Origin of the sequence: Pseudomonas muyukensis (genome assembly GCF_019139535.1) — a bacterium.
Classification (GTDB): Bacteria; Pseudomonadota; Gammaproteobacteria; order Pseudomonadales; family Pseudomonadaceae; genus Aquipseudomonas; species Aquipseudomonas muyukensis.
The window spans coordinates 4986665-5010244 of record NZ_CP077073.1 but is presented as its reverse complement, the minus strand read 5'-3'; the positions used below and the strand labels follow the sequence as shown (position 1 = coordinate 5010244).

Below are 23580 nucleotides of genomic sequence, written 5' to 3'. Positions count from 1 at the left end.
GTGTCAGATGGCGAGGGTCCATTCCATGGCCCAGAAGCCTTCCTCGAGGCGCTTGTGGGGTAGATCGCTGGCATGGAGCGCACGCTGGTAATCCAGGCGCAGGCGACTTTGTGGCAGGCTCAGCTCGATGCCCGCTGTGGCCCCGGCAAGGCGCTGCGAAGGGCTGTCGCGGGCGAAGCGGGCCCAGCCCAGGTCAAGCCCGACCATCGGGCGAATCTCCAGGGGCAGGGACCAGCGGCGCGCCAGCGGTTGGCTCAGGGTGTTGCGCCACACGGCGGCATCGGCACCGGCCACGCTGTGTTGGCGAAAGCCACGAACGCTCGCAGGGGCGGTGAGCTGCAACTGCTCGACGGCTGGCAGCAGCTCACGGCTGTGCTGCAGGGTCAGCTCGCTCTGCCAGCGCCAGGGCAAATGCACCGGGCCTTGGCGCAGGTGCAGCAGATTGGCGCGGTATTTGGTGAAGTCCGGACGTGGGGTTCGGGTGCCGGGCGTTGGCCGGTCAGCACCGAGCCAGTCTGTACCGCGACTCACCCCCAGGTAGAAATTCCACAACCCATGCTCGAGCCAGAGCAGGTTGAGGCCGGTCTCCACGCTGGTCAGGGTCGGGCTTTGCTGGGCAATGACAGCCTGCCCGATACGGCTGAGCAGCTGTTTTCGCTCGAGCCGTGCACTGGCGCTGAGCAGGCTGTGCTGATTGCGCCAGAGCATGCGTTCGCTGCCAAAAGCGAAGACCTCGCTGTGCCCTGAACTGGTGAGGCGAGTCTGTGGTACAGGCGCGCGGTAGCGCATCTGGCTGGCGTTCAGGGAAAAGCTCCAGGGGCCATGGGGAAGGCTGTAGTGCAGGCTGGCGCCCATGCTTTGGCCAGGTGTGGCGACACCGCTGGCGAGTATCGAGAGGCGCAGTTCGTCATTCAGGCCCAGCGGGCTGTCCAGGCCCAGTCCAAGGCTCAGGCGGTGGCGGCCGGTCAGGGCGCTGCCGTGGTTGTCCAGGCGTGCGTCGAGGTGCCAGCGGGAGGTGACCCGATAAGGCGTGAGTACCACCCGGGTGCCGCCTGGCTGCTCACCAGGCAGCAGTTCGATGCCCAGCTCGTAGGCACGTAGCCGGTTGAGCTGATCCAGCCCTTGCTCGAGATCGGGCAGGTACAGGGCTTTTCCGAGCATGCCGGCAAAGGCTCCGGACAGCGACAACGGCAGGTCGGCGGCGGCCAGCTCAAGGGTTTCCACGAAGCCTTCGATGACGACGATATCGAGGGGGGCGTGGTCCCTGGGGGCGCGCGCGAGGTAAGGCCGACTGGTCGGATAGCCCGCTTGCACGTAACGCAGGGTCACTGCCCTGAGCAGTCGTTCGAGGTCGGCAACCGTCATGCAGGGCCGCGACAGCGTTCGCAGCGTGGGTGCCAACTGATCCTGGGAAAGTGTGTGGTTGCCGGTCAGGCGCACATCGGTGATCGCCCAGCAGTGTGCCGCTGGTCGCGGGTCGCCAGGCCCGGCGTCGGGGGGCTCGAGCGTGGTTACGGGCTGCCAGCGTTGCAGTTGTTGCAGCTGTTCCTGTTGGCGCAGCAATTGCTGTTGTTCACGCAACTGTTGGCTGGCGGGGTCAGCCTGGGCGCCGGTGAAGGGCCATAGTGCGAAAACGGCACATAGGAAGGCTTTGTGGGCTGTATCCCGTGATGGCATAGAGGTCTCGCAAAATGCTGTAGGAAGCTACGAATGGCATGCGAGAACTCTAAAAAAACGATCACCTGTTTGAATGTGTCAAATGCACATGGGGCCTGTACTAAGGCGGAGTGTTTTGCGTGGGAAGTTTCGGCAAGTTGCCGGGGCGGCTCAGGGGTTGAAACCACGGGTCTACGCCTGGGCAGGCAGTCGCGAGGCCGATGGCCCACAGTGGCTGCCCGCGCCTGGTGTGCAGGGCAGGGGGGCTTGCCGTGCCGTGGCAATTGCGCTCACTTGGTACCGCTCATCGGGTCTGGCCTGGGCATCGACATCGGTTGCAAGCCCAAGCGCCTGATCAGCCAGCTTGCTCGAGCCTCAGGGGCGAATCTCGATCATCGTCCCGTCCTTGACCATGCTCCAGACCTCGCGCATGTCGTCGTTGCGCATGGCGATGCAGCCTTCGGTCCAGTCGAGGGTGTGGAAGTACCATTCCGGGTACTCCTCGTTGATCGGCGTGCCATGGATCATGATCATGCTGCCGGCGGCGACCCCCTCGCTGCGCGCCTTGGCCGCATCGCTGATGTTCGGGTAGGAGATGTGCATGGCCAGGTTGTAGCGGTCGCTGACCTTGCGCCAGTCCAGCCAGTACAGGCCTTCAGGGGTCTTCTTGTCGCCCTCGCGGTCCTTGGCGCCCTTGGGCTGCTTGCCCAGCGAGATGCGGTAGGTCTTGAGCGGCTCGCCACGGCTGATCAGTTGCAGGCGGCGCTCGGACTTGATCACCAGCACCTTGTCGATCAGGCGCTCCTGCGGCGCGGCAGTGGCGGCCGGCTGCACCGGCGACGGCTGCACCGGCGACGGCTGCGCCGAAGGCGTCTTGCGGATGATGGTCTCGGTGAAGGCCGCTTGCGACACCGAGGCGACACTGAGGCAGAAGAGGGCGAGCAGCCAGCGCATGAAACCGTATCCCTGAAAACTTAGGTGGTGGACGACGCGACGTTCATCGGCGGCAGGTATTCATGGCCAATCGGGTAGTGCTGCCTGATGCGGTCGCGATAATAGCATTCTAGTGTGCGTGTGACGGTGCGGAAAGCCAGCTCGGCCCACGGGATCTGCTGTTCCTCGAACAAGCGCACCTCCAGGCTCTCGACGCCGATGGCGAAGTCCAGGTCGCTGAGTTCGGCGCGGAAGAACACGTGCACCTGGTTGATGTGCGGCAGATCGAACAGCTGGTACAGGTGCGTTTCAGCGACCCGGGCGCAGGCTTCCTCGACGGTTTCGCGACGGGCGGCCTGTTCCAGGGTCTCGCCGTTCTCCATGAAACCGGCGGGCAGGGTCCAGAAGCCGCGGCGTGGCTCGATGGCGCGCCGGCACAGGAGCACCTGGCTGCCCCAGGTGGGCAGTACCCCGGCGACGATGTTGGGGTTCTGGTAATGGATGGTCTGGCAGTGGTCGCAGACATACCGCAGGCGGCTGTCGCCTTCGGGGATCCGCTGGGTGACCGGTTGGCCGCACGCGCTGCAGAATTTCATGCTTTATTCATTCCTGTGGGGTCGGGCTATCTTGGCGCGCCCGGCCTGGCCACCGCAAGCGCCCCCCGGTCGGGGCTTGGGTGCCTTGCGGCTTTGGTGCATCATGCAGGGCAGGCCTTGGAATCGAGAGTGCGTAATGCTGGACGAGCTTCTTCGCCGAATGAGCAACCATACCCCCGCGTCACTGGAGACGGACCGCCGTTTCCCCGAAGCGGCGGTGCTGCTGCCCATTACCCGCAGCGAAGAGCCCGAGCTGGTCCTGACCTTGCGCGCCAAGGGGCTGTCCACCCATGGTGGCGAAGTAGCCTTCCCCGGTGGCCGGCGCGACCCGGAGGACCCAGACCTGGTGTTCACCGCCCTGCGCGAGGCCGAGGAGGAAATCGGCCTGCCGCCTGGGCTGGTCGAGGTGGTCGGGCCGCTCAGCCCGCTGGTGTCCTTGCATGGGCTGAAGGTGACACCGTTCGTCGGCTTGATCCCCGACTACGTCGAGTACCGCGCCAACGATGCGGAAATCGCCGCAGTCTTCAGCGTGCCGCTGGCCTTCTTCCGCCAGGACCCACGCGACCACACCCACCGTATCGACTACCAGGGCCGCAGTTGGTATGTGCCCAGCTACCGTTACGGCGACTACAAGATCTGGGGGCTGTCGGCGATCATGATCGTCGAGCTGGTCAACCTGTTGTTCGATGCCGGCATCAGCCTGCACCAACCCCCCGAGCGTTTCATCAAGTACTGAGCGGGGCCGACCCCGCCACTGGCCTTGGGCTCTGTATGAAAAGCCTTATACCGTGAGGAGCGAGACATGAAATACCGCCTGGGCGACCTGCGCGTCGAGACCCACCCCACCAGCTGGGCTGCGCCCAATGCCACGCTGATCGGCAAGGTGCGCCTGCAGGCCCGTGCCAGCGTGTGGTTCGGCGCGGTGCTGCGCGGCGACAACGAGCTGATCGACATCGGCGAGGACAGCAACGTCCAGGACGGTACGGTGATGCACACCGACATGGGCTCGCCGCTGAACATCGGCAAGGGCGTGACCATCGGCCATAACGCCATGCTGCATGGCTGCGACGTGGGCGACTACAGCCTGATCGGCATCAATGCGGTGATCCTCAACGGTGCGCGCATCGGCAAGCACTGCATCATTGGCGCCAACGCGCTGATCGCCGAGGGCAAGGAAATCCCCGATGGTTCGCTGGTGATGGGCTCGCCGGGCAAGGTGGTGCGCGAGCTGACCGAGCAGCAAAAGCGCATGCTCGAGGCCAGCGCCGCCCATTACGTGCACAACGCCCAGCGTTATGCCCGCGAGTTGGTGGGCGACGATGACTGACGAACGGCCCGTGGCCTCGCCCTGCGTCAGCATCTGCGCGCTGGACGAGCAGGATATCTGCACCGGGTGCCAACGCACGGTGGACGAGATCAGCCGTTGGGGGCGCATGGACAATACGCAACGTCGCGCCGTGCTCAAGCTTTGCCACGAGCGTGCGGTCGCCGCTGGCTTGATACTAGGCTCTGTATGAAAAGTCTTGAGACGAAGGTCAGGCAAGGCGAAAACAGCCGAGCAAGCGCAGTGTACTGGCGTACATGAGCATTGCGAGGCGGTTTTCAACGCAGCATGAACGAGTATCAAGGCTTGTCGTACAGAGCCTAGGCGCCAGCAAGGGCGCGCGGGCTTGTCCAGTGGCAGGCCCGACGCTACTCTGATCGGCTTGCCCACCTGAATACCCAGACCATGTTCTATCTCATCGCCTACATCAGCAGCGTGGTGCTGATCAACTACGCCTTCTCCAGCGCGCCGCACCTGGACGTGATCTGGTCCGCCTGGGGCGGCCTGGTGTTCATCCTGCGCGACATGGTGCAGACCCGCTACGGCCATGGCGCGCTGTTGGCGATGCTGGTGGCGCTGGTACTTTCCTACGCCACCTCGGAGCCCGCCATCGCCCTGGCCAGCGCCACGGCGTTCTTCGTTTCCGAGCTGATCGACTGGCTGGTGTTCAGCATCACCCGTCGCCCCTTGCGGGATCGCCTGTGGCTGAGCTCGGCGCTGAGCATCCCGGTGGATACCTTCATCTTCTTCGGCATGATCGGCGCGCTGACCCCGGCGGTGATCGGTACCGCCCTGGCCTCGAAGTTCGCCGGGGTCACCGTGGTGTGGCTGATCATGGCCTGGCGCGCACGGCGCGCGCTGGCGGCATCCTGATGTAGAATGGCGGTCCATTTTTCAGCGGGCGGCAGCCAGCGTGGCGCGGCCCCGGACGCCTTCGAGGACCTGAAATGACCCGTATCGGAACCCCATTGTCGCCCACCGCGACCCGTGTACTGCTGTGCGGCTGCGGCGAGCTGGGCAAGGAAGTGGTGATCGAGTTGCAGCGCCTGGGCGTCGAGGTGATCGCCGTGGACCGCTACGCCAATGCCCCGGCCATGCAGGTCGCGCACCGCAGCCACGTGATCAACATGCTCGATGGGGTTGCCCTGCGTGCGGTGATCGAGGCGGAGCAGCCGCATTACATCGTCCCCGAGATCGAAGCCATCGCCACTGCCACCCTGGTCGAGCTGGAAAGCGAGGGTTTCAACGTGGTGCCCACCGCCCGCGCCACCCAGCTGACCATGAACCGCGAAGGCATCCGCCGCCTGGCTGCCGAAGAGCTGGACCTGCCGACCTCGCCGTACCATTTCGCCGATACCTTCGAGGACTACAGCAAGGCGGTCGCGGACCTGGGCTACCCCTGCGTGGTCAAGCCGGTGATGAGTTCGTCGGGCAAGGGCCAGAGCCTGCTGCGCAGCACCGATGACCTGCGCAAGGCCTGGGACTATGCCCAGGAGGGCGGTCGCGCCGGCAAGGGCCGGGTGATCATCGAGGGCTTCATCGATTTCGAGTACGAAATCACCCTGCTGACCGTGCGCCATGTCGGCGGCACTACCTTCCTCGCCCCGGTCGGTCATCGCCAGGAGAAGGGCGACTACCAGGAGTCCTGGCAGCCACAGGCCATGAGCCCGAAGGCCCTGGCCGAGTCGCAGCGGGTGGCCCAGGCGGTCACCGACGCCCTGGGCGGGCGTGGCCTGTTTGGCGTGGAACTGTTCGTCAAGGGCGACCAGGTGTGGTTCAGCGAAGTATCGCCGCGCCCGCACGACACCGGCCTGGTGACCCTGATTTCCCAGGACCTGTCGCAGTTCGCCCTGCATGCCCGGGCGATTCTTGGCCTGCCGATCCCGGTGGTGCGCCAGTTCGGTCCATCGGCCTCGGCGGTGATCCTGCCTGAAGGCCAGTCGCAGCAGACCCGCTTCGCCAACCTCGGTGCGGCGCTGAGCGAACCGGACACCGCCATCCGCCTGTTCGGCAAGCCCGAAATCAATGGCACGCGCCGCATGGGCGTGTGCCTGGCGCGCGACGCGTCGGTCGAGGCCGCGCGAGCCAAGGCGACCCGCGCTTCGCAGGCGGTCAAGGTCGAGTTCTGATCTGCTGCTGGGGGCGCTTCGCGCCCCTTTCGCGAAGGCCGCTCCACAGGGATCGCATCACCCTTGTAGGAGCGGCCTTGTGTCGCGATTGGGCTGCAGAGCAGCCCCAGGGGTCAAAGCGCGGTATCACGAGTCTCTTTAAGGCATAACACAGCAATCAGGCTGATCACCGCCGCCACCGACACATACCCCCCCACCCAGCTCAACCCGCCCATGCTCACCAGCTTCTGGGCAAAGAACGGTGCCGCCGAGGCGCCGACGATTCCGCCCAGGTTGTACGCCGCCGAGGCACCGGTGTAGCGCACATGGGTCGGGAACAGCTCCGGCAGCAACGCGCCCATGGGCGCGAAGGTCACCCCCATCAGGAACAGCTCGATCGCCAGGAACAGCGCCACGCCGGTGGTCGAACCCGAAGTCAGCAACGGCTCCATGGTAAAGCCCGAGGCGATCGCCAGCAGGCCGCCGACGATCAACACCGGCTTGCGCCCGTAACGGTCGCTGAGCCAGGCTGACAGCGGCGTGGCCAGGGCCATGAAGACCACGGCAAAGCACAGCAGGCCGAGGAAGGTCTCGCGGCTGTAACCCAGCGTGGTCACGCCATAGCTCAGCGAAAACACCGTGGAGATGTAGAACAGCGCGTAGCACACCACCATTGCCGCGGCGCCGAGCAGGGTCGGCAGCCAGTAGCGGGCGAACAGGTCGACCACGGGCATCTTCACCCGTTCATGACGAGCGACCGCCTTGGCGAACACCGGGCTTTCCTCCAGTTTCAGGCGTACATACAGCCCCACCAGCACCAACGCGGCGCTGAGCAGGAACGGCACACGCCAGCCCCACTCACGGAACTGCTCGTCGCTGAGCAGCAGCGCCAAGGTCAGGAACAGGCCATTGGCGGCGAGAAAACCGATCGAAGGGCCGAGCTGCGGGAACATGCCGAACCAGGCGCGCTTGCCCTCGGGGGCGTTCTCGGTGGCCAGCAGCGCCGCGCCACCCCATTCGCCACCCAGCCCCAGGCCCTGGCCGAAGCGCAGCAGGCAGAGCAGGATCGGCGCCCATACGCCGATGCTGTCGTAGCCGGGCAGCACGCCGATCAGCGTGGTGGACACGCCCATCAGCAGCAGCGAGGCCACCAGGGTCGACTTGCGCCCGATGCGGTCGCCGAAGTGGCCGAACAGCGCCGAGCCCAGGGGCCGGGCGAGGAAGGCGATGCCGAAGGTGAGGAACGCCGCGAGCATCTGCGCGGTGCCGGACCCGGAGGGGAAGAACACCGGGCCGATCACCAGCGCGGCGGCGGTGGCGTAGACATAGAAATCGTAGAACTCGATGGCGGTGCCGATGAAGCTGGCGGTGGCCACCCGGGCAGGCGAGTTGGCCGGGGCCGCCGTGGCAGGTTCGGCGTAAGTGCTGCTGGTAGTCATGCGAAGGTCCCTGACAGTCGTTGCTCCATGGGGCACGGCCCATGTGACAGGCACACGGGAGCCGGAGCGAATTGTTATGAGTCGCGTCACTGACGATAGCCCAGGGGATAGGTGGGAGCGGGCGCTGTTCGGGGTGTTGAAGCAGGGCCGCGGGGCGTGTCAGTGATGCGCACTGGCCGTGGAGCGCCGGGTGCGGGTAGCAGGCGGGACGGCAGGGCTGGGTAAGCGTGGTCCGAGTATAGCTATCGAGCTACTGTCCAGACCAGTACCTTGCTTGCACAATTATCCTCGGTTTCGAGGATTTCCAGCCGATATCTGCCAATTCTCAGGCAAACCGCGCTGGCTGGAATGCTTTCCAGGGCTTCGGTGACCAGGCCGTTCAGGGTCTTCGGGCCGCCATCGCAGGGCAGGTGCCAGCCCAGCGTACGGTTGATTTCCCGCAGCGAGGCGGTGCCTTCGATGATGAAGCGGCCATCCACCTGGGGATGGACGTGGGGGTTGTCCAGGCTCTGTTCGTCCTCGAACTCGCCAACGATTTCCTCGAGGATGTCCTCCAGGGTGACGATGCCCAGCACCTCGCCGTACTCGTCCACCACCACGCCCATGCGCCGTTGCTGCTTGTGGAAATTCAGCAACTGCAGGTGCAGCGGGGTGCTCTCGGGCACGAAGTAGGGTTCGTAGCAGGCCGCCCGCAGGGTGTCCGGGGTCAGCTCGGCGCGTGGCAGCAAGTGGCTGATCAGCTTGGTGTTGAGCACCGCTTCGACCTGGTTGATGTCGTTGTGGTAGACCGGCAGGCGGGTATGGCGGCTGACGATCAACTGCTCGACGATGCGCTCGATGGGCTCGTCGAGGTTGATGCCGTCGACTTCGTTGCGCGGCACCAGAATGTCGTTGACGGTAATCTTGTCCAGCGCCTGCAAGCCTTCGAGCAGGCCATGGCGGCCATTGTCAGCGGGCGCGTCCTCATCGTAGGGCGCCTCCTGTTGGGGGTGCAGGGCCACGGCGGTGGCCTGCACGCGGAACGGGCGCAGGATCAGCCGGGCGCCGCCGTCAAGGGCGCAACCCAAGGGTTGCAGCAGGGCCAGGGGCAGTCTGAGCAGGCTAGCGCCGAGGCTGAGGAAAGCCTGCGGGCTGCGCCGGGCCAGGCGTCGCGGCAGGTACTCGGCGAGCACCAGCAGGCCCAGCGCGGCGCCCAGGCCGGCCAGCCAGAAACCGTGTTCACCGTTCAGGCGTTGGCCAATCAGGCAGGCCAGGCCCAGCACCAGCAGCTTGCCGAGGCTGGCGCCGAGCACCAGGCCCTGGCTGGGCAGGGCAGGCTCGCCATGGCCATTGAGCTGCTGGCGGGCGGCGTCCACCGCGGTGAACAGCGCCGCCCACAACAGCGCCAGTGCGATGATGCCGAGCAGCGGGGCGTACGGCAGGCTGTCCATGGCGGGTCGTCAGATATGCAGGATGAATTCGCGGACCAGCTTGCTGCCGAAATAGGCCAGCATCAGCAGGCAGAAGCCGGCCAGGGTCCAGCGGATGGCCTTGTGGCCACGCCAGCCGAGGCGGGTGCGGCCCCACAGCAGCACGCTGAACACCACCCAGGCCACGCAGGCCAGCAGGGTCTTGTGCACCAGGTGCTGGGCGAACAGGTTGTCGAGGAACAGCCAGCCGGAGACCAGCGACAGCGACAGCAGGCCCCAGCCGGCCCAGAGGAAGCCGAACAGCAGGCTCTCCATGGTTTGCAGCGGTGGGAAGTTGCGGATCATCCCGGATGGGTGCTTGTTCTTCAGCTGACGGTCCTGCAACAGCAGCAGCAGCGCCTGGAACACGGCGATGGTGAACAGCCCGTAGGCCAGGATCGACAGCAGGATATGCGCGAGGATACCGGGCTCTTCGTTGATCAACGGCACCGTGCCGGGCGGGGCGAACTGCGCCAGCAGCGCAGTGACGGCGCCGAGCGGGAACAGCAGCACCAGCAGGTTTTCCACCGGAATGCTCAGGCAGGCGATCAGGGTCAGGCCGATGACCGCTGCGGCGATCAGGCTGGCGGCGCTGAAGAAATCCAGGCTCAGGCCCAGCGGGGTGATCAGCTGGAAGAACAGGGCACCGCCCTGGGCGATCACCGCCAGGGCGCCGAGCACGCCGAGCAGCCGTTTGTCGGCACGGTTGCCACGGGCCAGGCCGGTGGCCTGGTAGACGGTCGCGGCCAGATAAAGGAAGGCGGCGAGCAGATTGGGGATGAGGCTGGGTGAAGAGAACATAAGTCCTGGCAGGCGAGCCCTAAAGGGACGGAGTTTGGCATAGAACGCGGTGGGCAAGGAAGACTGCGTATCAATCGCGGGGCAAGCGGCCGGTGGTCCAGCGCGAGGTGTGCGTCGCCAGCAGTCTCCGCTATAATCGCCGCCTTGCTGTGCCCGGCGCGTGTGCATGTTCCCCCGGGCACCTGAAAAACCTCGGCTTCACTGGGCCTGTAAGGATCACCATGTTCGAAAACCTGACCGACCGCCTGTCACAGACGCTGCGCCATGTCACCGGCAAGGCCAAGCTGACCGAAGACAACATCAAGGACACGTTGCGCGAAGTGCGCATGGCCCTGCTCGAGGCCGACGTCGCCCTGCCGGTGGTCAAGGATTTCGTCAACAGCATCAAGGAACGTGCGGTCGGCACCGAGGTGTCGCGCAGCCTGACCCCGGGCCAGGCCTTCGTGAAGATCGTCCAGGCCGAGCTGGAAAGCCTGATGGGCGCGGCCAACGAAGAGCTGGCACTCAACGCCGCGCCGCCTGCCGTGGTGCTGATGGCCGGTCTGCAAGGTGCGGGTAAGACCACCACCGCCGGCAAGCTGGCGCGCCACCTCAAGGAGCGCAAGAAGAAGAGCGTGATGGTGGTGTCCGCCGACGTTTATCGCCCGGCGGCGATCAAGCAGCTCGAGACCCTGGCCAACGACATCGGCGTGACCTTCTTCCCGTCCGACATCAGCCAGAAGCCGGTGGCCATCGCCGAGGCGGCGATCCGCGAGGCCAAGCTCAAGTTCATCGACGTGGTCATCGTCGACACCGCCGGTCGCCTGCATGTCGATGCCGACATGATGGACGAGATCAAGGCCCTGCACGCCGCGGTCAAGCCGATCGAAACCCTGTTCGTGGTCGACGCCATGACCGGCCAGGACGCCGCCAACACCGCCAAGGCCTTCGGTGATGCGCTGCCGTTGACCGGCGTGGTGCTGACCAAGGTCGACGGTGACGCCCGTGGCGGTGCCGCGCTGTCGGTGCGTGCCATCACCGGCAAGCCGATCAAGTTCATCGGTATGGGCGAGAAGACCGAGGCCCTCGAGCCGTTCCACCCCGACCGTATCGCCTCGCGCATCCTCGGCATGGGCGATGTACTCAGCCTGATCGAGCAGGCCGAGCAGAACATCGACAAGGCCAAGGCCGACAAGCTGGCCAAGAAGCTGAAGAAGGGCAAGGGCTTCGATCTCGAAGACTTCCGCGACCAGCTGCAGCAGATGAAGAACATGGGCGGCCTCGGCGGCCTGATGGACAAGCTGCCCAGCATCGGCGGCGTCAACCTGTCGCAGATGGGCAATGCCCAGGGCGCGGCCGAGAAGCAGTTCAAGCAGATGGAGGCGATCATCAACTCCATGACCCCTGCCGAGCGCCGCGACCCCGACCTGATCAGCGGTTCACGCAAGCGCCGCATCGCCCTGGGTTCCGGTACCCAGGTGCAGGACATCGGGCGGCTGATCAAGCAGCACAAGCAGATGCAGAAGATGATGAAGAAATTCTCCGCCAAGGGCGGCATGGCCAAGATGATGCGCGGCCTGGGCGGGATGCTGCCAGGCGGCGGCATGCCGAAGCTGTAAACCAATCCGGCCGGCTTCCTTATAAAGAGGAGGCTGGCCAGACCCCGCTTTGGCGGGTACATGGCCGCCATCCGGCGGCTTAAACCGGCAGAATTGAACGGCGGGCCCAGGGCTTGCCGAAAAAGGCATTTGCAAATGTCCGTGTATTCCCCGAGAATATGCGGCCTTTTGGGCACCCGTGTGCCCATTGGGCATTCAGTTTTGCAGCACCGACTATAGGAACGATGTTCACATGGTAACCATTCGTCTGGCCCGTGGCGGCTCGAAAAAGCGCCCATTCTACCACCTGACCGTGACCAACTCGCGTAACGCCCGTGACGGCCGTTTCGTTGAGCGCGTTGGCTTCTTCAACCCGATCGCATCGGGCGCCGAAGTCAAGCTGTCGGTCAACCAAGAGCGCGTCACCTACTGGCTGAGCCAGGGCGCACAGCCGTCTGAGCGCGTTGCTCAGCTGCTGAAGGAAGCTGCCAAGGCCGCAGCCTGAGCAGTATGAACGCGACGCCAGAAAAGGCTGACGACCTGATCGTCGTTGGCAAGATTTTTTCGGTTCACGGCGTTCGCGGCGAGGTGAAGGTGTACTCCTTTACCGATCCGATTGAAAACCTGTTGGATTATCCGCGCTGGACGCTCAGGCACGAAGGCAAGGTAAAGCAGGTCGAGCTGGTCAGCGGTCGTGGCTCCCAAAAGGGCCTGGTCGTGAAGCTCAAAGGCCTCGATGATCGTGATGAAGCCCGTCTTCTGAGCGGCTTCGAAATCTGCATCCCGCGGAGCCTTTTGCCCAACCTGGCAGCCGACGAGTACTACTGGTACCAGTTGGTGGGCCTGAAGGTCATCAATCAGGACGAACAACTGTTCGGCACGATCGATCACCTGTTGGAGACCGGCGCGAACGATGTAATGGTGGTCAAGCCCTGCGCAGGCAGCCTGGATGATCGCGAGCGTCTGTTGCCCTATACGGCGCAATGCGTGCTCGGTATCGACCTGGAAGCAGGCGTGATGCGGGTTGAGTGGGACGCGGACTTCTAAACGATGGGTAACCTTCGCGTAGACGTCATCACGTTGTTCCCCGAGATGTTCTCGGCCATCACGGAGTACGGCATTACCAGCCGCGCGGTGAAACAGGGGTTGCTGCAAGTGACCTGCTGGAATCCGCGGGACTACACCACAGATCGCCACCACACCGTGGATGATCGGCCGTTTGGCGGTGGTCCGGGCATGGTGATGAAGATCAAGCCTCTGGAAGACGCCTTGGTTAGCGCCAGGCAGGCGACCGGAGCATCGGCAAAGGTGATCTACCTTTCGCCACAAGGCCGCAAGCTGACCCAGCAGGCGGTCAAAGGCCTGGCCGAACAGGAATCGTTGATCCTGATCGCCGGTCGTTATGAAGGCATCGACGAGCGCTTTATCGAGGCTCATGTCGATGAGGAGTGGTCGATTGGCGACTATGTGCTTTCCGGTGGCGAGCTGCCGGCCATGGTACTGATCGATGCGGTTACGCGGCTGCTGCCCGGAGCTTTAGGGCATGTGGACTCGGCGGAGGAAGACTCTTTCACCGACGGTCTGCTTGATTGCCCGCACTACACCCGACCTGAGGTGTATGCGGATCAGCGCGTTCCCGACGTGTTGCTAAGTGGCAACCATGCACATATCCGGCGTTGGCGGATGAAGCAGTCCCTTGGTAGGACCTTCGAACGACGCGCCGATCTTCTGGAAAGTCGCTCGCTTTCTGGAGAAGAGAAGAAGCTGCTCGAGGAATACCTCCGCGAGCGGGACGATAGTTAAACGTATCGATGGTGGATCCCGTATCCATCTTAGGAGCACAGCATGACCAACAAGATCATCCAGCAGCTCGAAGCCGAGCAGATGAGCAAAGAGATCCCGACCTTCGCACCAGGCGACACCATCGTCGTCCAGGTTAAAGTGAAGGAAGGCGACCGCTCGCGTCTGCAGGCGTTCGAAGGCGTCGTTATCGCCAAGCGTAACCGCGGTCTGAACAGCGCCTTCACCGTGCGCAAGATCTCCAGCGGCGTAGGCGTTGAGCGTACCTTCCAGACCTACAGCCCACAGATCGACAGCCTGGCCGTGAAACGTCGTGGTGACGTGCGTAAAGCCAAGCTGTACTACCTGCGCGACCTGTCCGGCAAAGCCGCTCGCATCAAGGAAAAACTGTCCTGAGTACAGTTTGCCTGGTGGCCTGAGGCCCCTTGCGAGAAAAAAGCAGCCTTCGGGCTGCTTTTTTGCATTTTGAATTCTGCCCTTGCGAAGTAACCCGGTGATGACAGACAGAGACCAGGAAATCCAGCGCCGCACCGAGCTGTCGGTGACCCGCGTGACCAAGGCGGTGTTCCCCAACACCACCAACCACCACAACACCCTGTTCGGCGGCACGGCGCTGGCGTGGATGGACGAAGTGTCGTTCATCGCCGCCACCCGGTTTTGCCGCCTGCCACTGGTGACCGTGTCCACCGACCGTATCGACTTCAAGCACCCGATCCCGGCCGGTTCGATCGTCGAGCTGGTGGGCAGTGTGGTCAAGGTGGGTAATACCAGCTTGCAGGTGCAGGTGGACGTGTTCGTCGAGAACATGTACCTGGATGGTCGCGAACGCGCCATTCATGGTGTGTTCAGCTTCGTCGCCATCGACGAAGACAAGCGCCCGGTACCGGTGCTGCCGGCCGCCTGACGTTTCGAGCTCTTGTAGGAGCCAGCCTTGCTGGCGAACGCAGGCGCCACCGTGCTGTCATGGCGCGCAGGTTCTTACGGGGCGGGGTGCGCCGCAAACGTGTAGGAGCCGGCTTACCGGCGAACACCGGCAAAGCCGGTGCCATCCACCGCGGCGCCTGGTTCGCCAGCAAGCTGGCTCCTACCGGGCAATGCCAGGCAGAAAACAGCGTAGGAGCCGGCTTGCCGGCGAACACCGGCAAAGCCGGTGCCATCCACCGCGGCGCCTGGTTCGCCAGCAAGCTGGCTACCGGGCAATGCCAGGCCGAAAACAGCGTAGGAGCCGGCTTGCCGGCGAACACCGGCAAAGCCGGTGCCATCCTCCGCGCCGCCTGCTTCGCCAGCAAAGCTGGCTCCTACGGGACGGGGTGCGCCGCAAACGTGTAGGAGCCGGCTTGCCGGCGAACACCGGCGCAGCCGGTGCCATCCACCGCGGTGCCTGGTCTGCCAGCTAGCTGGCCTACAGGTTGGGCTCCGGTTCCACCAGCGCCACCAGCGTCCAACCCGGTTGAGGCTTGAGCGGGTTTTCCGGGCTGGCCACATGCACCCAGCCTTGGCTGTCGCGGGCGAACAGCAAGGTTGCGCGTTCGCCATGCAGTTGTTGGTAGCCCGCCCAGGTAAATGCCTCGGTCAGCGTGGTGCTGTACAGCTCGGCCCCCTGGTTCAGCAGCTTGGCCAGTTGCCCGTAGGTCAAGGGGCGCGAGCCGAGCAATTGCCCGCGGTGCTCCTCACTGGCCCGGTGCTTGTCGCTGCGTTGCTTCTCAAGACCACTGGCCAGCACGAACAGCCGGCCGTGGCCGAAATCATGGCGAAAGCGCGCACAGGCCAGCGCATTGATCTCCCCGGCCGGCGATAGCCCCAGCAGGTGGCCGAGCCCGACCAGGTCAAGGTGGGCATCGGCATGCTGGGAGGCCGGGTTGCCGAAGTAGGTGGGCAGGTTCTCCATGCGCGCGGCACGGATGTTCTCCCAGCTCGAGTCGGTCAGCAGCACCCGGCAGCCGAGTTGTTGCAGCGCCTTGGCGATAGCGCGCGCGGGTGGGTTGGCACCCACGACGAGAAACCCGCTGGGCGCCGGCTCCGCGACCTTGAGCAAGCGTGCCAGCGGCCTTGCCGTGGCGCTTTGCAGCACCACGGTGCCGATGATCACGGCGAAGGTCAGTGGCACCAGCAGCAGTGCGCCTTGATGGCCGGCTTCGTCCAGGCGGATGGCGAAGATCGCCGACACCGCCGCGGCGACGATGCCCCGTGGCGCAATCCAAGCCAAAAGCGCGCGCTCGCGCCAGCTCAAGGGTGAACCCAGGGTCGACAGCCAGACGTTCAGCGGTCGTGCCAGCAACTGGATCACCAGCAGCAGTGCCAGTACCGCAGGGCCCAGGGCCAGCAGCGCATGCAGGTCGAGCCGCGCCGCCAGCAGGATGAACAGCCCGCTGATCAGCAGCACGCTGAGGTTTTCCTTGAAGTGCAGGATCTGCCGCACATCTACGCCGGGCATGTTGGCCAGCCACATGCCCATGACGGTGACCGCCAGCAGCCCCGACTCATGAACGATCTGGTTGGCGGCGATGAAGATGCCCAGTACCACCGCCAGCGAGGCGAGGTTGTGCAGGTATTCTGGCAGCCACTGCTCGCGCATCACCTGCCCCAGCAGCCAGCCACCGGCGGCGCCGAGCGCGCTGCCGCAGAAGATCACCCCGGCGAAGGTTACCAGGCTCTGGCTCAGGCCATTGCCGGCGGCGCTGGCGATGATGAAGCTGTAGACCACCACCGCCAGCAGCGCGCCGATCGGGTCGATGACAATGCCTTCCCAGCGCAGGATGTTGGCAATCGCCGCCTTCGGGCGCACCACCCGCAGCATGGGGACGATCACCGTGGGGCCGGTGACCAGGGTCAGGGTGCCGAACAGGATTGCCAGGGGCCAATCGAAGCCCAGCAGCCAGTGGGTGGCGACGGCGATCACCAGCCAGGTGCTCAGCGCGCCGACGCTGACCAGGCGGTGTACCACGCTGCCGATCTCGCGCCACTGCGAGAGATGCAGGGTGAGGCTGCCTTCGAACAGGATCAGCGCTACGGCCAGGGAGACCAGCGGCATCAGCAGCGGACCGAACAAGGCCTGAGGTTGTAACCAGCCCAGCATGGGGCCTGCCAGGATGCCGCAGAGCAGCAGGAACAGGATCGCCGGCAATTTCAGGCGCCAGGCCAGCCATTGGCAGAGCAGCGCGGCCGCGCCGATGCCACCGACGCTCAAAAGAATCTGCTGTTCGTTCATGCGGGCTCCCTCTGCATGCCTGGTTATGAAAGACTAAGCGCCTTTTCGCCGTTTGCCATCGAGTCTTCATGCCAGCACTGGACCACCCCCTGATCGACCAGTTCCTCGACGCCCTCTGGCTGGAAAAAGGCCTGTCCGACAACACCCGTGCTTCCTACCGCAGCGACCTGGCGCTGTTCAACGGCTGGCTGCAGGAAAAGCACGTGCTGTTGCCCGATGCCGGCCGCGAGCTGATCCTCGAGCACCTGGCCTGGCGCTTCGAGCAAGGCTACAAGCCGCGCTCCACGGCGCGGATGCTCTCCGGTGTGCGTGGCTTCTACCGCTACCTGCTGCGCGAGCGGATGATCGCCGTCGACCCAACGCTGCAGGTCGACATGCCACAGCTCGGTAGGCCCTTGCCCAAGTCGTTGTCGGAAGCCGACGTCGAGGCCCTGCTGCAAGCCCCCGATCTGGGCGAGGCCATCGGCCAGCGCGACCGGGCCATGCTCGAGGTCCTGTATGCCTGTGGCCTGCGGGTGACCGAGCTGGTCAGCCTGACCCTCGACCAGGTCAACCTGCGCCAGGGCGTGCTGCGGGTGATGGGCAAGGGCAGCAAGGAGCGCCTGGTGCCGATGGGCGAGGAGGCCGTGACATGGATCGAGCGCTACCTGCGCGATGGTCGTGCCGAACTGCTCAATGGCCGCCCCAGTGATGTGCTGTTCCCCAGCCAGCGGGGCGAGCAGATGACCCGCCAGACCTTCTGGCACCGGATCAAGCACCACGCCCAGGTCGCCGGGATCGGCAAGGCGCTGTCGCCGCACACCCTGCGCCATGCCTTCGCCACCCATCTGCTCAACCATGGCGCCGACCTGCGGGTGGTGCAGATGCTGCTGGGCCATAGTGACCTGTCCACCACGCAGATCTACACCCACGTCGCCAAGGCCCGCCTGCAACAGCTGCATGCCCAGCACCATCCACGTGGATGAATGATTTTCATGTTCCGCCGACCGGTGCCTGAGGACCCCTACTGCGCCGGTCTGTTGTGGTAGGCTTGGACGGTTTGTTGCAAGGGCCTGTTTTTCGCCGCGCGCGATGCGCGAGCGACGCCCCAACGGCCCCGTCCGCCTTCAGGAGTACCCCATGCGCGTGACCCAGATTTTCGCCGCCGCCGCCCTGGCGCTGGCCAGTACCTTTGCTGTCGCTGCCGCCAGCGACGCCAACGCCGGCGCCGAGCAGGCGATCCGCAAGTCGTTGCAGAACCTCGAACTGGAAGTGCCGGTCGAGAGCGTTGCCAGCAGCCCGCTCAATGGCCTCTACGAGGTCAAGTTGCAGGGCGGGCGCGTGCTGTACGCCAGCGCCGATGGCCAGTTCGTGATGCAGGGCTACCTGTTCCAGATCCAGGACGGCAAGCCGGTCAACCTCACCGAGAAGACCGAGCGTGAAGGCGTCGCCAAGCTGATCAACGGCATCCCGAAAGGGGAGATGGTGGTTTATCCGGCCAAGGGCGAGACCAAGTCGCACATCACCGTGTTCACCGACACCACCTGCCCGTACTGCCATAAACTGCACGCCGAAGTGCCTGAGCTCAACCGTCGCGGAATCGAGGTGCGCTATGTCGCCTTCCCGCGCCAGGGGCTGGGCTCGCCGGGTGACGAGCAGTTGCAGGCGGTCTGGTGTTCCAGCGACCGCCGCGCGGCGCTGGACAAGATGGTCGATGGCAAGGAAATCAAGGCCGCCAAGTGCGCCAACCCGGTCGGCAAGCAGTTCGCCCTGGGGCAGTCGATCGGGGTCAACGGCACGCCGGCGATCGTGCTCGAGAGCGGCCAGGTGATCCCGGGCTACCAGCCGGCGCCACAAGTGGCCAAGCTGGCTCTGGCGGGCCAGCAACAAGCCGCCAAGTAATCAATTCAGTACGCCGTCGTCATGGGGTGACGGCATGTTTCACGGTCGGCGCAGGTGCCGGCCGTTCAATGGGGAGTTCACTGTGAATCCGGTCAAAGTAGGCATCTGTGGGTTGGGGACCGTCGGTGGCGGAACCTTCAATGTACTTCAGCGCAACGCCGAGGAGATTGCCCGCCGTGCCGGGCGCGGTATTGAAGTGGCACAGATTGCCATGCGCTCGCCGAACCCGAACTGCCAGATTACCGGTACCCCCATTACCGCTGATGTGTTCGACGTGGCCAGCAACCCCGAGATCGATATCGTCATCGAGCTGATCGGCGGCTACACCGTCGCCCGCGACCTGGTGCTCAAGGCCATCGACAACGGCAAGCATGTGGTCACCGCCAACAAGGCGCTGATCGCCGTGCACGGCAACGAGATCTTCGCCAAGGCCCGCGAGAAGGGTGTCATCGTCGCCTTCGAGGCAGCCGTGGCCGGCGGCATTCCGGTGATCAAGGCGATCCGTGAAGGCCTGTCGGCCAACCGCATCAACTGGCTGGCCGGGATCATCAACGGCACCGGCAACTTCATCCTCACCGAAATGCGTGACAAGGGCCGCGCCTTCCCCGACGTGCTGGCCGAAGCCCAGGCGCTGGGTTATGCCGAGGCCGACCCGACCTTCGACGTCGAAGGCATCGACGCGGCGCACAAGCTGACCATCCTGGCGTCCATCGCCTTCGGCATCCCGCTGCAGTTCGACAAGGCCTACACCGAGGGCATCACCCAGCTGACCACCGCCGACGTCAACTACGCCGAGGCCCTGGGCTACCGCATCAAGCACTTGGGCGTGGCCCGCCGCACCGCCGAGGGCATCGAGCTGCGCGTGCACCCGACACTGATCCCCAATGACCGCCTGATCGCCAACGTCAACGGCGTGATGAACGCGGTGATGGTCAACGGCGATGCCGCAGGCTCGACCCTGTACTACGGTGCCGGTGCTGGCATGGAGCCGACTGCCTCGTCGGTGGTCGCCGACCTGGTCGACGTGGTTCGCGCCATGACCTCGGACCCGGAGAACCGCGTGCCGCACCTGGCTTTCCAGCCAGACGCGCTGTCGGCCCATCCGATCCTGCCGATCGAGGCCTGCGAAAGTGCCTACTATCTGCGCATCCAGGCCAAGGACCACCCGGGCGTGCTCGCCCAGGTCGCCAGCATCCTCTCGGCGCGCGGCATCAACATCGAGTCGATCATGCAGAAGGAGGCCGAGGAACAGGACGGCCTGGTGCCGATGATCCTGCTGACCCACCGCGTGGTCGAGCAGCGCATCGACGACGCCATCGTGGCCCTCGAAGCCCTGCAGGACGTAGTCGGCAAGGTCGTGCGGATTCGCGTCGAACAGCTCAATTAATCTCAGCGGCGGGCCGCCCGGGTGGCCCGCGCCCAGCATCGAAGGTTTGTCCCATGCGCTATATCAGTACCCGCGGCCAGGCTCCGGCCCTGAACTTCGAAGACGTCCTGCTGGCTGGCCTGGCCAGTGATGGCGGCCTGTACGTCCCCGAAAACCTGCCACGCTTCACCCAGGAAGAAATCGCCTCCTGGGCCGGCCTGCCGTACCACGAACTGGCCTTCCGGGTGATGCGCCCGTTCGTCGACGGCAGCATCGCCGATGCCGACTTCAAGAAGATCCTCGAAGAAACCTACGGCAACTTCGCCCATGCCGCGGTGGCGCCGCTGCGCCAGCTCAACGGCAACGAGTGGGTGATGGAGCTGTTCCACGGCCCGACCCTGGCGTTCAAGGACTTCGCCCTGCAACTGCTCGGCCGCCTGCTCGACCATGTGCTGGTCAAGCGCGGCGAGCGCGTGGTGATCGTCGGCGCCACCAGTGGCGACACCGGCTCGGCCGCCATCGAAGGTTGCCGCCGTTGCGACAACGTCGACATCTTCATCCTGCACCCGCACCAGCGTGTGTCGGAAGTGCAGCGCCGGCAGATGACCACCATCCTCGGCGACAACATCCACAACATCGCCATCGAAGGCAACTTCGACGACTGCCAGGAGATGGTCAAGGCCAGCTTCGCCGACCAGTCATTCCTCAAGGGCACCCGCCTGGTGGCGGTCAACTCGATCAACTGGGCGCGGATCATGGCCCAGATCGTCTACTACTTCCACGCAGCCCTGCAGCTGGGCGGCCCGGCCCGTTCGGTGGCGTTCTCGGTGCCGACCGGCAACTTCGGCGATATCTTCGCCGGTTACCTGGCGCGCAACATGGGCCTGCCAATCAGCCAGCTGGTGGTGGCGACCAACCGCAACGACATCCTGCACCGCTTCATGAGCGGCAACCAGTACGTCAAGGATGCCCTGCACCCGACCCTGTCGCCGTCGATGGACATCATGGTCTCGTCCAACTTCGAGCGCCTGCTGTTCGACCTGCACGGTCGCAATGGCGCGGCGGTAGCCCAGTTGATGGACACCTTCAAGCAGGGCGGCGGCTTCAGTGTCGAGCAGGATCGCTGGACCGAGGCGCGCAAGCTGTTCGATTCGCTGGCCGTGACCGACGCGCAGACCTGCGAGACCATCGCCGAAGTGTTCGCCAGTACCGGTGAGGTGCTCGACCCGCACACCGCGATCGGCGTCAAGGCCGCCCGCGAGTGCCGCCGCAGCCTGGACACGCCGATGGTGGTGCTGGGCACCGCGCACCCGGTCAAGTTCCCCGAGGCGGTGGAGCAGGCCGGCGTCGGCAAGGCCCTGGAGCTGCCGGCCCACCTGAGCGACCTGTTCAGCCGTGAAGAGCGTTGCACGGTGCTGGCCAACGACCTGAAGACCGTGCAGGCCTTCGTCAGCCAGCATGGCAATCGCGGCAAGCCGCTGTAAGGCGCGCGGTCGTATTTATCCTTTGAGGGCCACGTGAGTGGCCCTCATCGTTTTCGGACATTTCCTATAGAACTACCCGCTGGCCTCTCCCTACAGTGATCGCCTGATTTTCACGGCGTATTGCCCAGGAGCCGGCCCATGCACAACCTTCATGTGCTTATCCATCAGACACGCCCCTTCCACCAGATCCGCCTGCACCAGGCGTTCAACGCCCAGGGGCTCTACAACGTCCGCTTGAGCGACGACGTGGGCGAGATCATCAGCGACCTGGCGCGCGGGCAGCCTGCCGACCTGCTGGTGCTCGACCATGGGATGGCGCGGCAGGAGGCCTTGCCGTTGTTCGCGCGCCTGGCGTCCGTCGCTTCGACGCGCGCGCTCCTGTTCGTCGGCCAGGCGCAAGCCGGTGCCAGCCTTGCCCATGAGGCGCGACGCCATGGCCTGCGGGTGCTGGTGGATGTGCCGTGGCCCAGACTGGCCGTGGCCTTGGGCCGGGCGCTGGATGGCCTGGCGCAGGGGGTGCAAAGGCCGCTGGCGAAACTGTCATGTTGACCGCGCATGCTCGCAGGATCGGGGCGGATGCGAACTTTCCATCACGCCCGACGGTCAGTTCTCACATGTCCCTAGCCAGCGAGTGATCCGGATGGAACGAATCTGCAGACTGCTCAACGATGCCCTGACCCCCTACCAGGCCGCGCTTGGCGCGCTCGATGCCGGCGGCAACCGGCAATTGACCTTGTATGACCAACACGGTGCGCTGATCCTGCGGCGTACGGTCTGTGCACGGCAGTTGCTGGAACAGCAGTTGCTGGTCGACCTGGTGGATGGCCTGCACCGTGACCTGCAGATTGTCGAAGGGCGTTTGCAGCCATGCGTGATCGCCGCGTTGCAGCATCGCCAGCAGCCCCAGGGAACCTTTGCCTGACGGCCAGATCAGACGCTTCAAGGGCCGCCTGGCGATGCTTTGCTCCGGTATCGTTCAGGCTGCCACTGGAAGTCCCAAGGGCTTTCGCTTGACCCCGGTCGTCTTCCCCAGCGACCGGGGTTTCTTTTTGCCTGCCGTGCCGGCGAAGCGGGCAACGCGCTGCGGCCTGCGCCTCAATGCCTGGGTTCGAAGAAATGCCGGGCCTGCTCGAGGTAGTCCTGTTGCAACGCCGGGTCCAACCAGCCGGCGTATAGCTCGGGGAGGCTGTGCTCACGCAGGTCGGGCAGCAATTGATCGATGTGGGCAATGGCCTCTCGGCCCAGGGCGGTGTCCGAGCAGCCCACATGCAGGAACTGGTAGCGATCGACCCCGCGGATCGGATGGAAGCTGTAGTCGTCCAGTGTGCCGCCCTGCTGCTGGATCAGGTAGCGCACCTCCGGCCAGTAGCCCAGCACCAGTTGCAGGCGACCCAGCTGCTGCATCTGCAGCAGGCTGGCAGTGGCGTCGTTGCCGTAGTGGCGGCTGAAGGCGCTGTCGGGCAGTTGCTGCAGCACCTGGTCGACCTGCACGCTGTAGCTGCGTTCGGCGACGATGCCGAGTTTCAGTTGGGTCTGTGCCAGTAAGCGCTGCAAGTCCACTTGCTCGCCATCGAGGAAGGGGGCGAGCAGCGCCTGGTCCTGCTTGCGGATCACCAGGCCGCTGCTGAGCACGCCCAGCGAGGGCTTGGAGAAGTGTACGTAGCGCGCTCGCTCAGGGGTCCACAGCAAGGTCGGGTCACAGGTGAAGCTGGGTTCCTGGAGCATCTGGATGCCGCGCGCGCGGTTGACCCGGACAATACGGTGGTCGTACTCGGGCATCTGTGCGATCAGCTGCGGCAGCAGTTGGTCGATCACCCCGCGCCCTTGCGAGGGGCCTTCGAAGATGGTGAACGGCGGCAGGTCGCGCACCAGCCACAGCAGGCGTTCCTTGGCTTCGGCCATGTGCATGCTGGCAAGCAGCAAGCAGAGCAGGGCAGGCAGCTGCGCGATACGCATGGG

General features: G+C 64.9%; 25 protein-coding genes, 1 tRNA gene and 1 pseudogene. 19 read left to right on the top strand and 8 right to left on the bottom strand.

Features of this window, described 5'->3' with window-relative positions; genetic code table 11:
* Window positions 1-3 precede the first annotated feature (3 nt).
* The 3 genes from KSS95_RS22250 to KSS95_RS22240 all read right to left on the bottom strand — a co-directional run bounded on the left by KSS95_RS22250 (window position 4) and on the right by KSS95_RS22240 (window position 3185).
* Window positions 4-1677, bottom strand: a complete 1674-nt coding sequence (locus KSS95_RS22250) for a ShlB/FhaC/HecB family hemolysin secretion/activation protein (protein WP_217849666.1) — start codon at window positions 1675-1677, stop codon at window positions 4-6.
* 354 nt (window positions 1678-2031) lie between these two features.
* Window positions 2032-2610, bottom strand: coding sequence for a L,D-transpeptidase family protein (locus KSS95_RS22245; RefSeq protein WP_217849664.1), 579 nt, complete (start codon window positions 2608-2610; stop codon window positions 2032-2034).
* Window positions 2611-2630: 20 nt separating this feature from the next.
* Window positions 2631-3185: an NUDIX hydrolase gene (locus KSS95_RS22240; protein ID WP_217849662.1), complete on the bottom strand. Its 555-nt coding sequence runs from the start codon at window positions 3183-3185 to the stop codon at window positions 2631-2633.
* Window positions 3186-3321: 136 nt separating this feature from the next.
* Between KSS95_RS22240 and KSS95_RS22235 the strand changes: the two genes are divergently transcribed.
* From KSS95_RS22235 to purT, 5 genes are all read left to right on the top strand, one after another.
* On the top strand, window positions 3322-3921 hold the full coding sequence (locus KSS95_RS22235) for a CoA pyrophosphatase (RefSeq protein WP_217849661.1): 600 nt from the start codon (window positions 3322-3324) through the stop codon (window positions 3919-3921).
* A 66-nt stretch (window positions 3922-3987) separates the two neighbouring features.
* Window positions 3988-4512 carry a gamma carbonic anhydrase family protein gene (locus KSS95_RS22230; protein ID WP_217849659.1) on the top strand — a complete coding sequence of 175 codons (525 nt, stop codon included), beginning with the start codon at window positions 3988-3990 and terminating at the stop codon, window positions 4510-4512.
* Window positions 4505-4702: a DUF1289 domain-containing protein gene (locus KSS95_RS22225; RefSeq protein WP_217849658.1), complete on the top strand. Its 198-nt coding sequence runs from the start codon at window positions 4505-4507 to the stop codon at window positions 4700-4702. Before KSS95_RS22230 ends, KSS95_RS22225 begins: the two co-directional genes overlap by 8 nt.
* Window positions 4703-4914: 212 nt before the next feature.
* Window positions 4915-5382: a VUT family protein gene (locus tag KSS95_RS22220; protein WP_217849656.1), complete on the top strand. Its 468-nt coding sequence runs from the start codon at window positions 4915-4917 to the stop codon at window positions 5380-5382.
* A 74-nt stretch (window positions 5383-5456) separates the two neighbouring features.
* On the top strand, window positions 5457-6638 hold the full coding sequence (gene purT, locus KSS95_RS22215) for a formate-dependent phosphoribosylglycinamide formyltransferase (protein ID WP_217849654.1): 1182 nt from the start codon (window positions 5457-5459) through the stop codon (window positions 6636-6638).
* A 113-nt stretch (window positions 6639-6751) separates the two neighbouring features.
* Here purT and KSS95_RS22210 read toward each other — a convergent pair whose 3' ends face one another.
* The 3 genes from KSS95_RS22210 to KSS95_RS22200 all read right to left on the bottom strand — a co-directional run bounded on the left by KSS95_RS22210 (window position 6752) and on the right by KSS95_RS22200 (window position 10305).
* On the bottom strand, window positions 6752-8056 hold the full coding sequence (locus tag KSS95_RS22210) for an MFS transporter (protein WP_217849652.1): 1305 nt from the start codon (window positions 8054-8056) through the stop codon (window positions 6752-6754).
* Between the two features lie 242 nt (window positions 8057-8298).
* On the bottom strand, window positions 8299-9486 hold the full coding sequence (locus KSS95_RS22205; protein ID WP_217849650.1) for a transporter associated domain-containing protein: 1188 nt from the start codon (window positions 9484-9486) through the stop codon (window positions 8299-8301).
* 9 nt (window positions 9487-9495) lie between these two features.
* On the bottom strand, window positions 9496-10305 hold the full coding sequence (locus tag KSS95_RS22200; protein WP_217849647.1) for a cytochrome C assembly family protein: 810 nt from the start codon (window positions 10303-10305) through the stop codon (window positions 9496-9498).
* Between the two features lie 221 nt (window positions 10306-10526).
* Here KSS95_RS22200 and ffh point away from each other — a divergent pair, with 221 nt between their 5' ends.
* The 6 genes from ffh to KSS95_RS22170 all read left to right on the top strand — a co-directional run bounded on the left by ffh (window position 10527) and on the right by KSS95_RS22170 (window position 14586).
* Entirely contained in the window at window positions 10527-11903 is a 1377-nt protein-coding gene (ffh, locus tag KSS95_RS22195) for a signal recognition particle protein (protein ID WP_186658580.1), read from the top strand.
* A 232-nt stretch (window positions 11904-12135) separates the two neighbouring features.
* Window positions 12136-12387: a 30S ribosomal protein S16 gene (gene rpsP, locus KSS95_RS22190; RefSeq protein WP_011535318.1), complete on the top strand. Its 252-nt coding sequence runs from the start codon at window positions 12136-12138 to the stop codon at window positions 12385-12387.
* A 5-nt stretch (window positions 12388-12392) separates the two neighbouring features.
* Window positions 12393-12929, top strand: coding sequence for a ribosome maturation factor RimM (rimM, locus tag KSS95_RS22185; protein ID WP_134694047.1), 537 nt, complete (start codon window positions 12393-12395; stop codon window positions 12927-12929).
* Window positions 12930-12932: 3 nt separating this feature from the next.
* The gene (gene trmD, locus KSS95_RS22180) at window positions 12933-13685 is read left to right on the top strand and encodes a tRNA (guanosine(37)-N1)-methyltransferase TrmD (protein ID WP_008094486.1); all 753 of its coding nucleotides are present in this window, start codon (window positions 12933-12935) and stop codon (window positions 13683-13685) included.
* 42 nt (window positions 13686-13727) lie between these two features.
* Entirely contained in the window at window positions 13728-14078 is a 351-nt protein-coding gene (gene rplS / locus KSS95_RS22175) for a 50S ribosomal protein L19 (RefSeq protein WP_023629812.1), read from the top strand.
* A gap of 100 nt (window positions 14079-14178) precedes the next feature.
* Window positions 14179-14586, top strand: a complete 408-nt coding sequence (locus KSS95_RS22170) for an acyl-CoA thioesterase (protein ID WP_134694046.1) — start codon at window positions 14179-14181, stop codon at window positions 14584-14586.
* Window positions 14587-15084: 498 nt separating this feature from the next.
* Here KSS95_RS22170 and KSS95_RS22165 read toward each other — a convergent pair whose 3' ends face one another.
* The gene (locus tag KSS95_RS22165; protein WP_217849645.1) at window positions 15085-16890 is read right to left on the bottom strand and encodes a cation:proton antiporter; all 1806 of its coding nucleotides are present in this window, start codon (window positions 16888-16890) and stop codon (window positions 15085-15087) included.
* Window positions 16891-16958: 68 nt separating this feature from the next.
* On the opposite strand from KSS95_RS22165, the gene xerD reads away from it, so the two are divergent.
* The 8 genes and pseudogenes from xerD to KSS95_RS22125 all read left to right on the top strand — a co-directional run bounded on the left by xerD (window position 16959) and on the right by KSS95_RS22125 (window position 22543).
* Window positions 16959-17855, top strand: coding sequence for a site-specific tyrosine recombinase XerD (xerD, locus tag KSS95_RS22160; RefSeq protein WP_217849643.1), 897 nt, complete (start codon window positions 16959-16961; stop codon window positions 17853-17855).
* Window positions 17856-18009: 154 nt separating this feature from the next.
* Window positions 18010-18771 (top strand): thioredoxin fold domain-containing protein, encoded by a 762-nt coding sequence (locus KSS95_RS22155; RefSeq protein ID WP_134694042.1) that lies wholly within the window; start codon window positions 18010-18012, stop codon window positions 18769-18771.
* An 82-nt stretch (window positions 18772-18853) separates the two neighbouring features.
* Window positions 18854-20158 carry a homoserine dehydrogenase gene (locus KSS95_RS22150; protein WP_217849642.1) on the top strand — a complete coding sequence of 435 codons (1305 nt, stop codon included), beginning with the start codon at window positions 18854-18856 and terminating at the stop codon, window positions 20156-20158.
* 53 nt (window positions 20159-20211) lie between these two features.
* A pseudogene (gene thrC, locus KSS95_RS24715) lies at window positions 20212-21144 on the top strand (threonine synthase); the annotation flags it as partial.
* A 51-nt stretch (window positions 21145-21195) separates the two neighbouring features.
* Window positions 21196-21300: transfer RNA gene (locus KSS95_RS22140), tRNA-OTHER, on the top strand.
* Entirely contained in the window at window positions 21298-21621 is a 324-nt protein-coding gene (locus KSS95_RS22135; protein ID WP_217849640.1) for a PALP domain-containing protein, read from the top strand. The genes KSS95_RS22140 and KSS95_RS22135 overlap by 3 nt, the downstream gene beginning before the upstream one ends.
* A 138-nt stretch (window positions 21622-21759) precedes the next feature.
* Window positions 21760-22170 (top strand): histidine kinase, encoded by a 411-nt coding sequence (locus KSS95_RS22130; RefSeq protein ID WP_217849638.1) that lies wholly within the window; start codon window positions 21760-21762, stop codon window positions 22168-22170.
* A 91-nt stretch (window positions 22171-22261) separates the two neighbouring features.
* Window positions 22262-22543 carry a DUF3509 domain-containing protein gene (locus KSS95_RS22125; RefSeq protein WP_217849636.1) on the top strand — a complete coding sequence of 94 codons (282 nt, stop codon included), beginning with the start codon at window positions 22262-22264 and terminating at the stop codon, window positions 22541-22543.
* A gap of 173 nt (window positions 22544-22716) precedes the next feature.
* On the opposite strand, the gene KSS95_RS22120 is transcribed toward KSS95_RS22125, so the two are convergent.
* Window positions 22717-23577, bottom strand: a complete 861-nt coding sequence (locus tag KSS95_RS22120) for a TIGR02285 family protein (RefSeq protein WP_217849635.1) — start codon at window positions 23575-23577, stop codon at window positions 22717-22719.
* Between the last annotated feature and the right edge of the window lie 3 nt (window positions 23578-23580).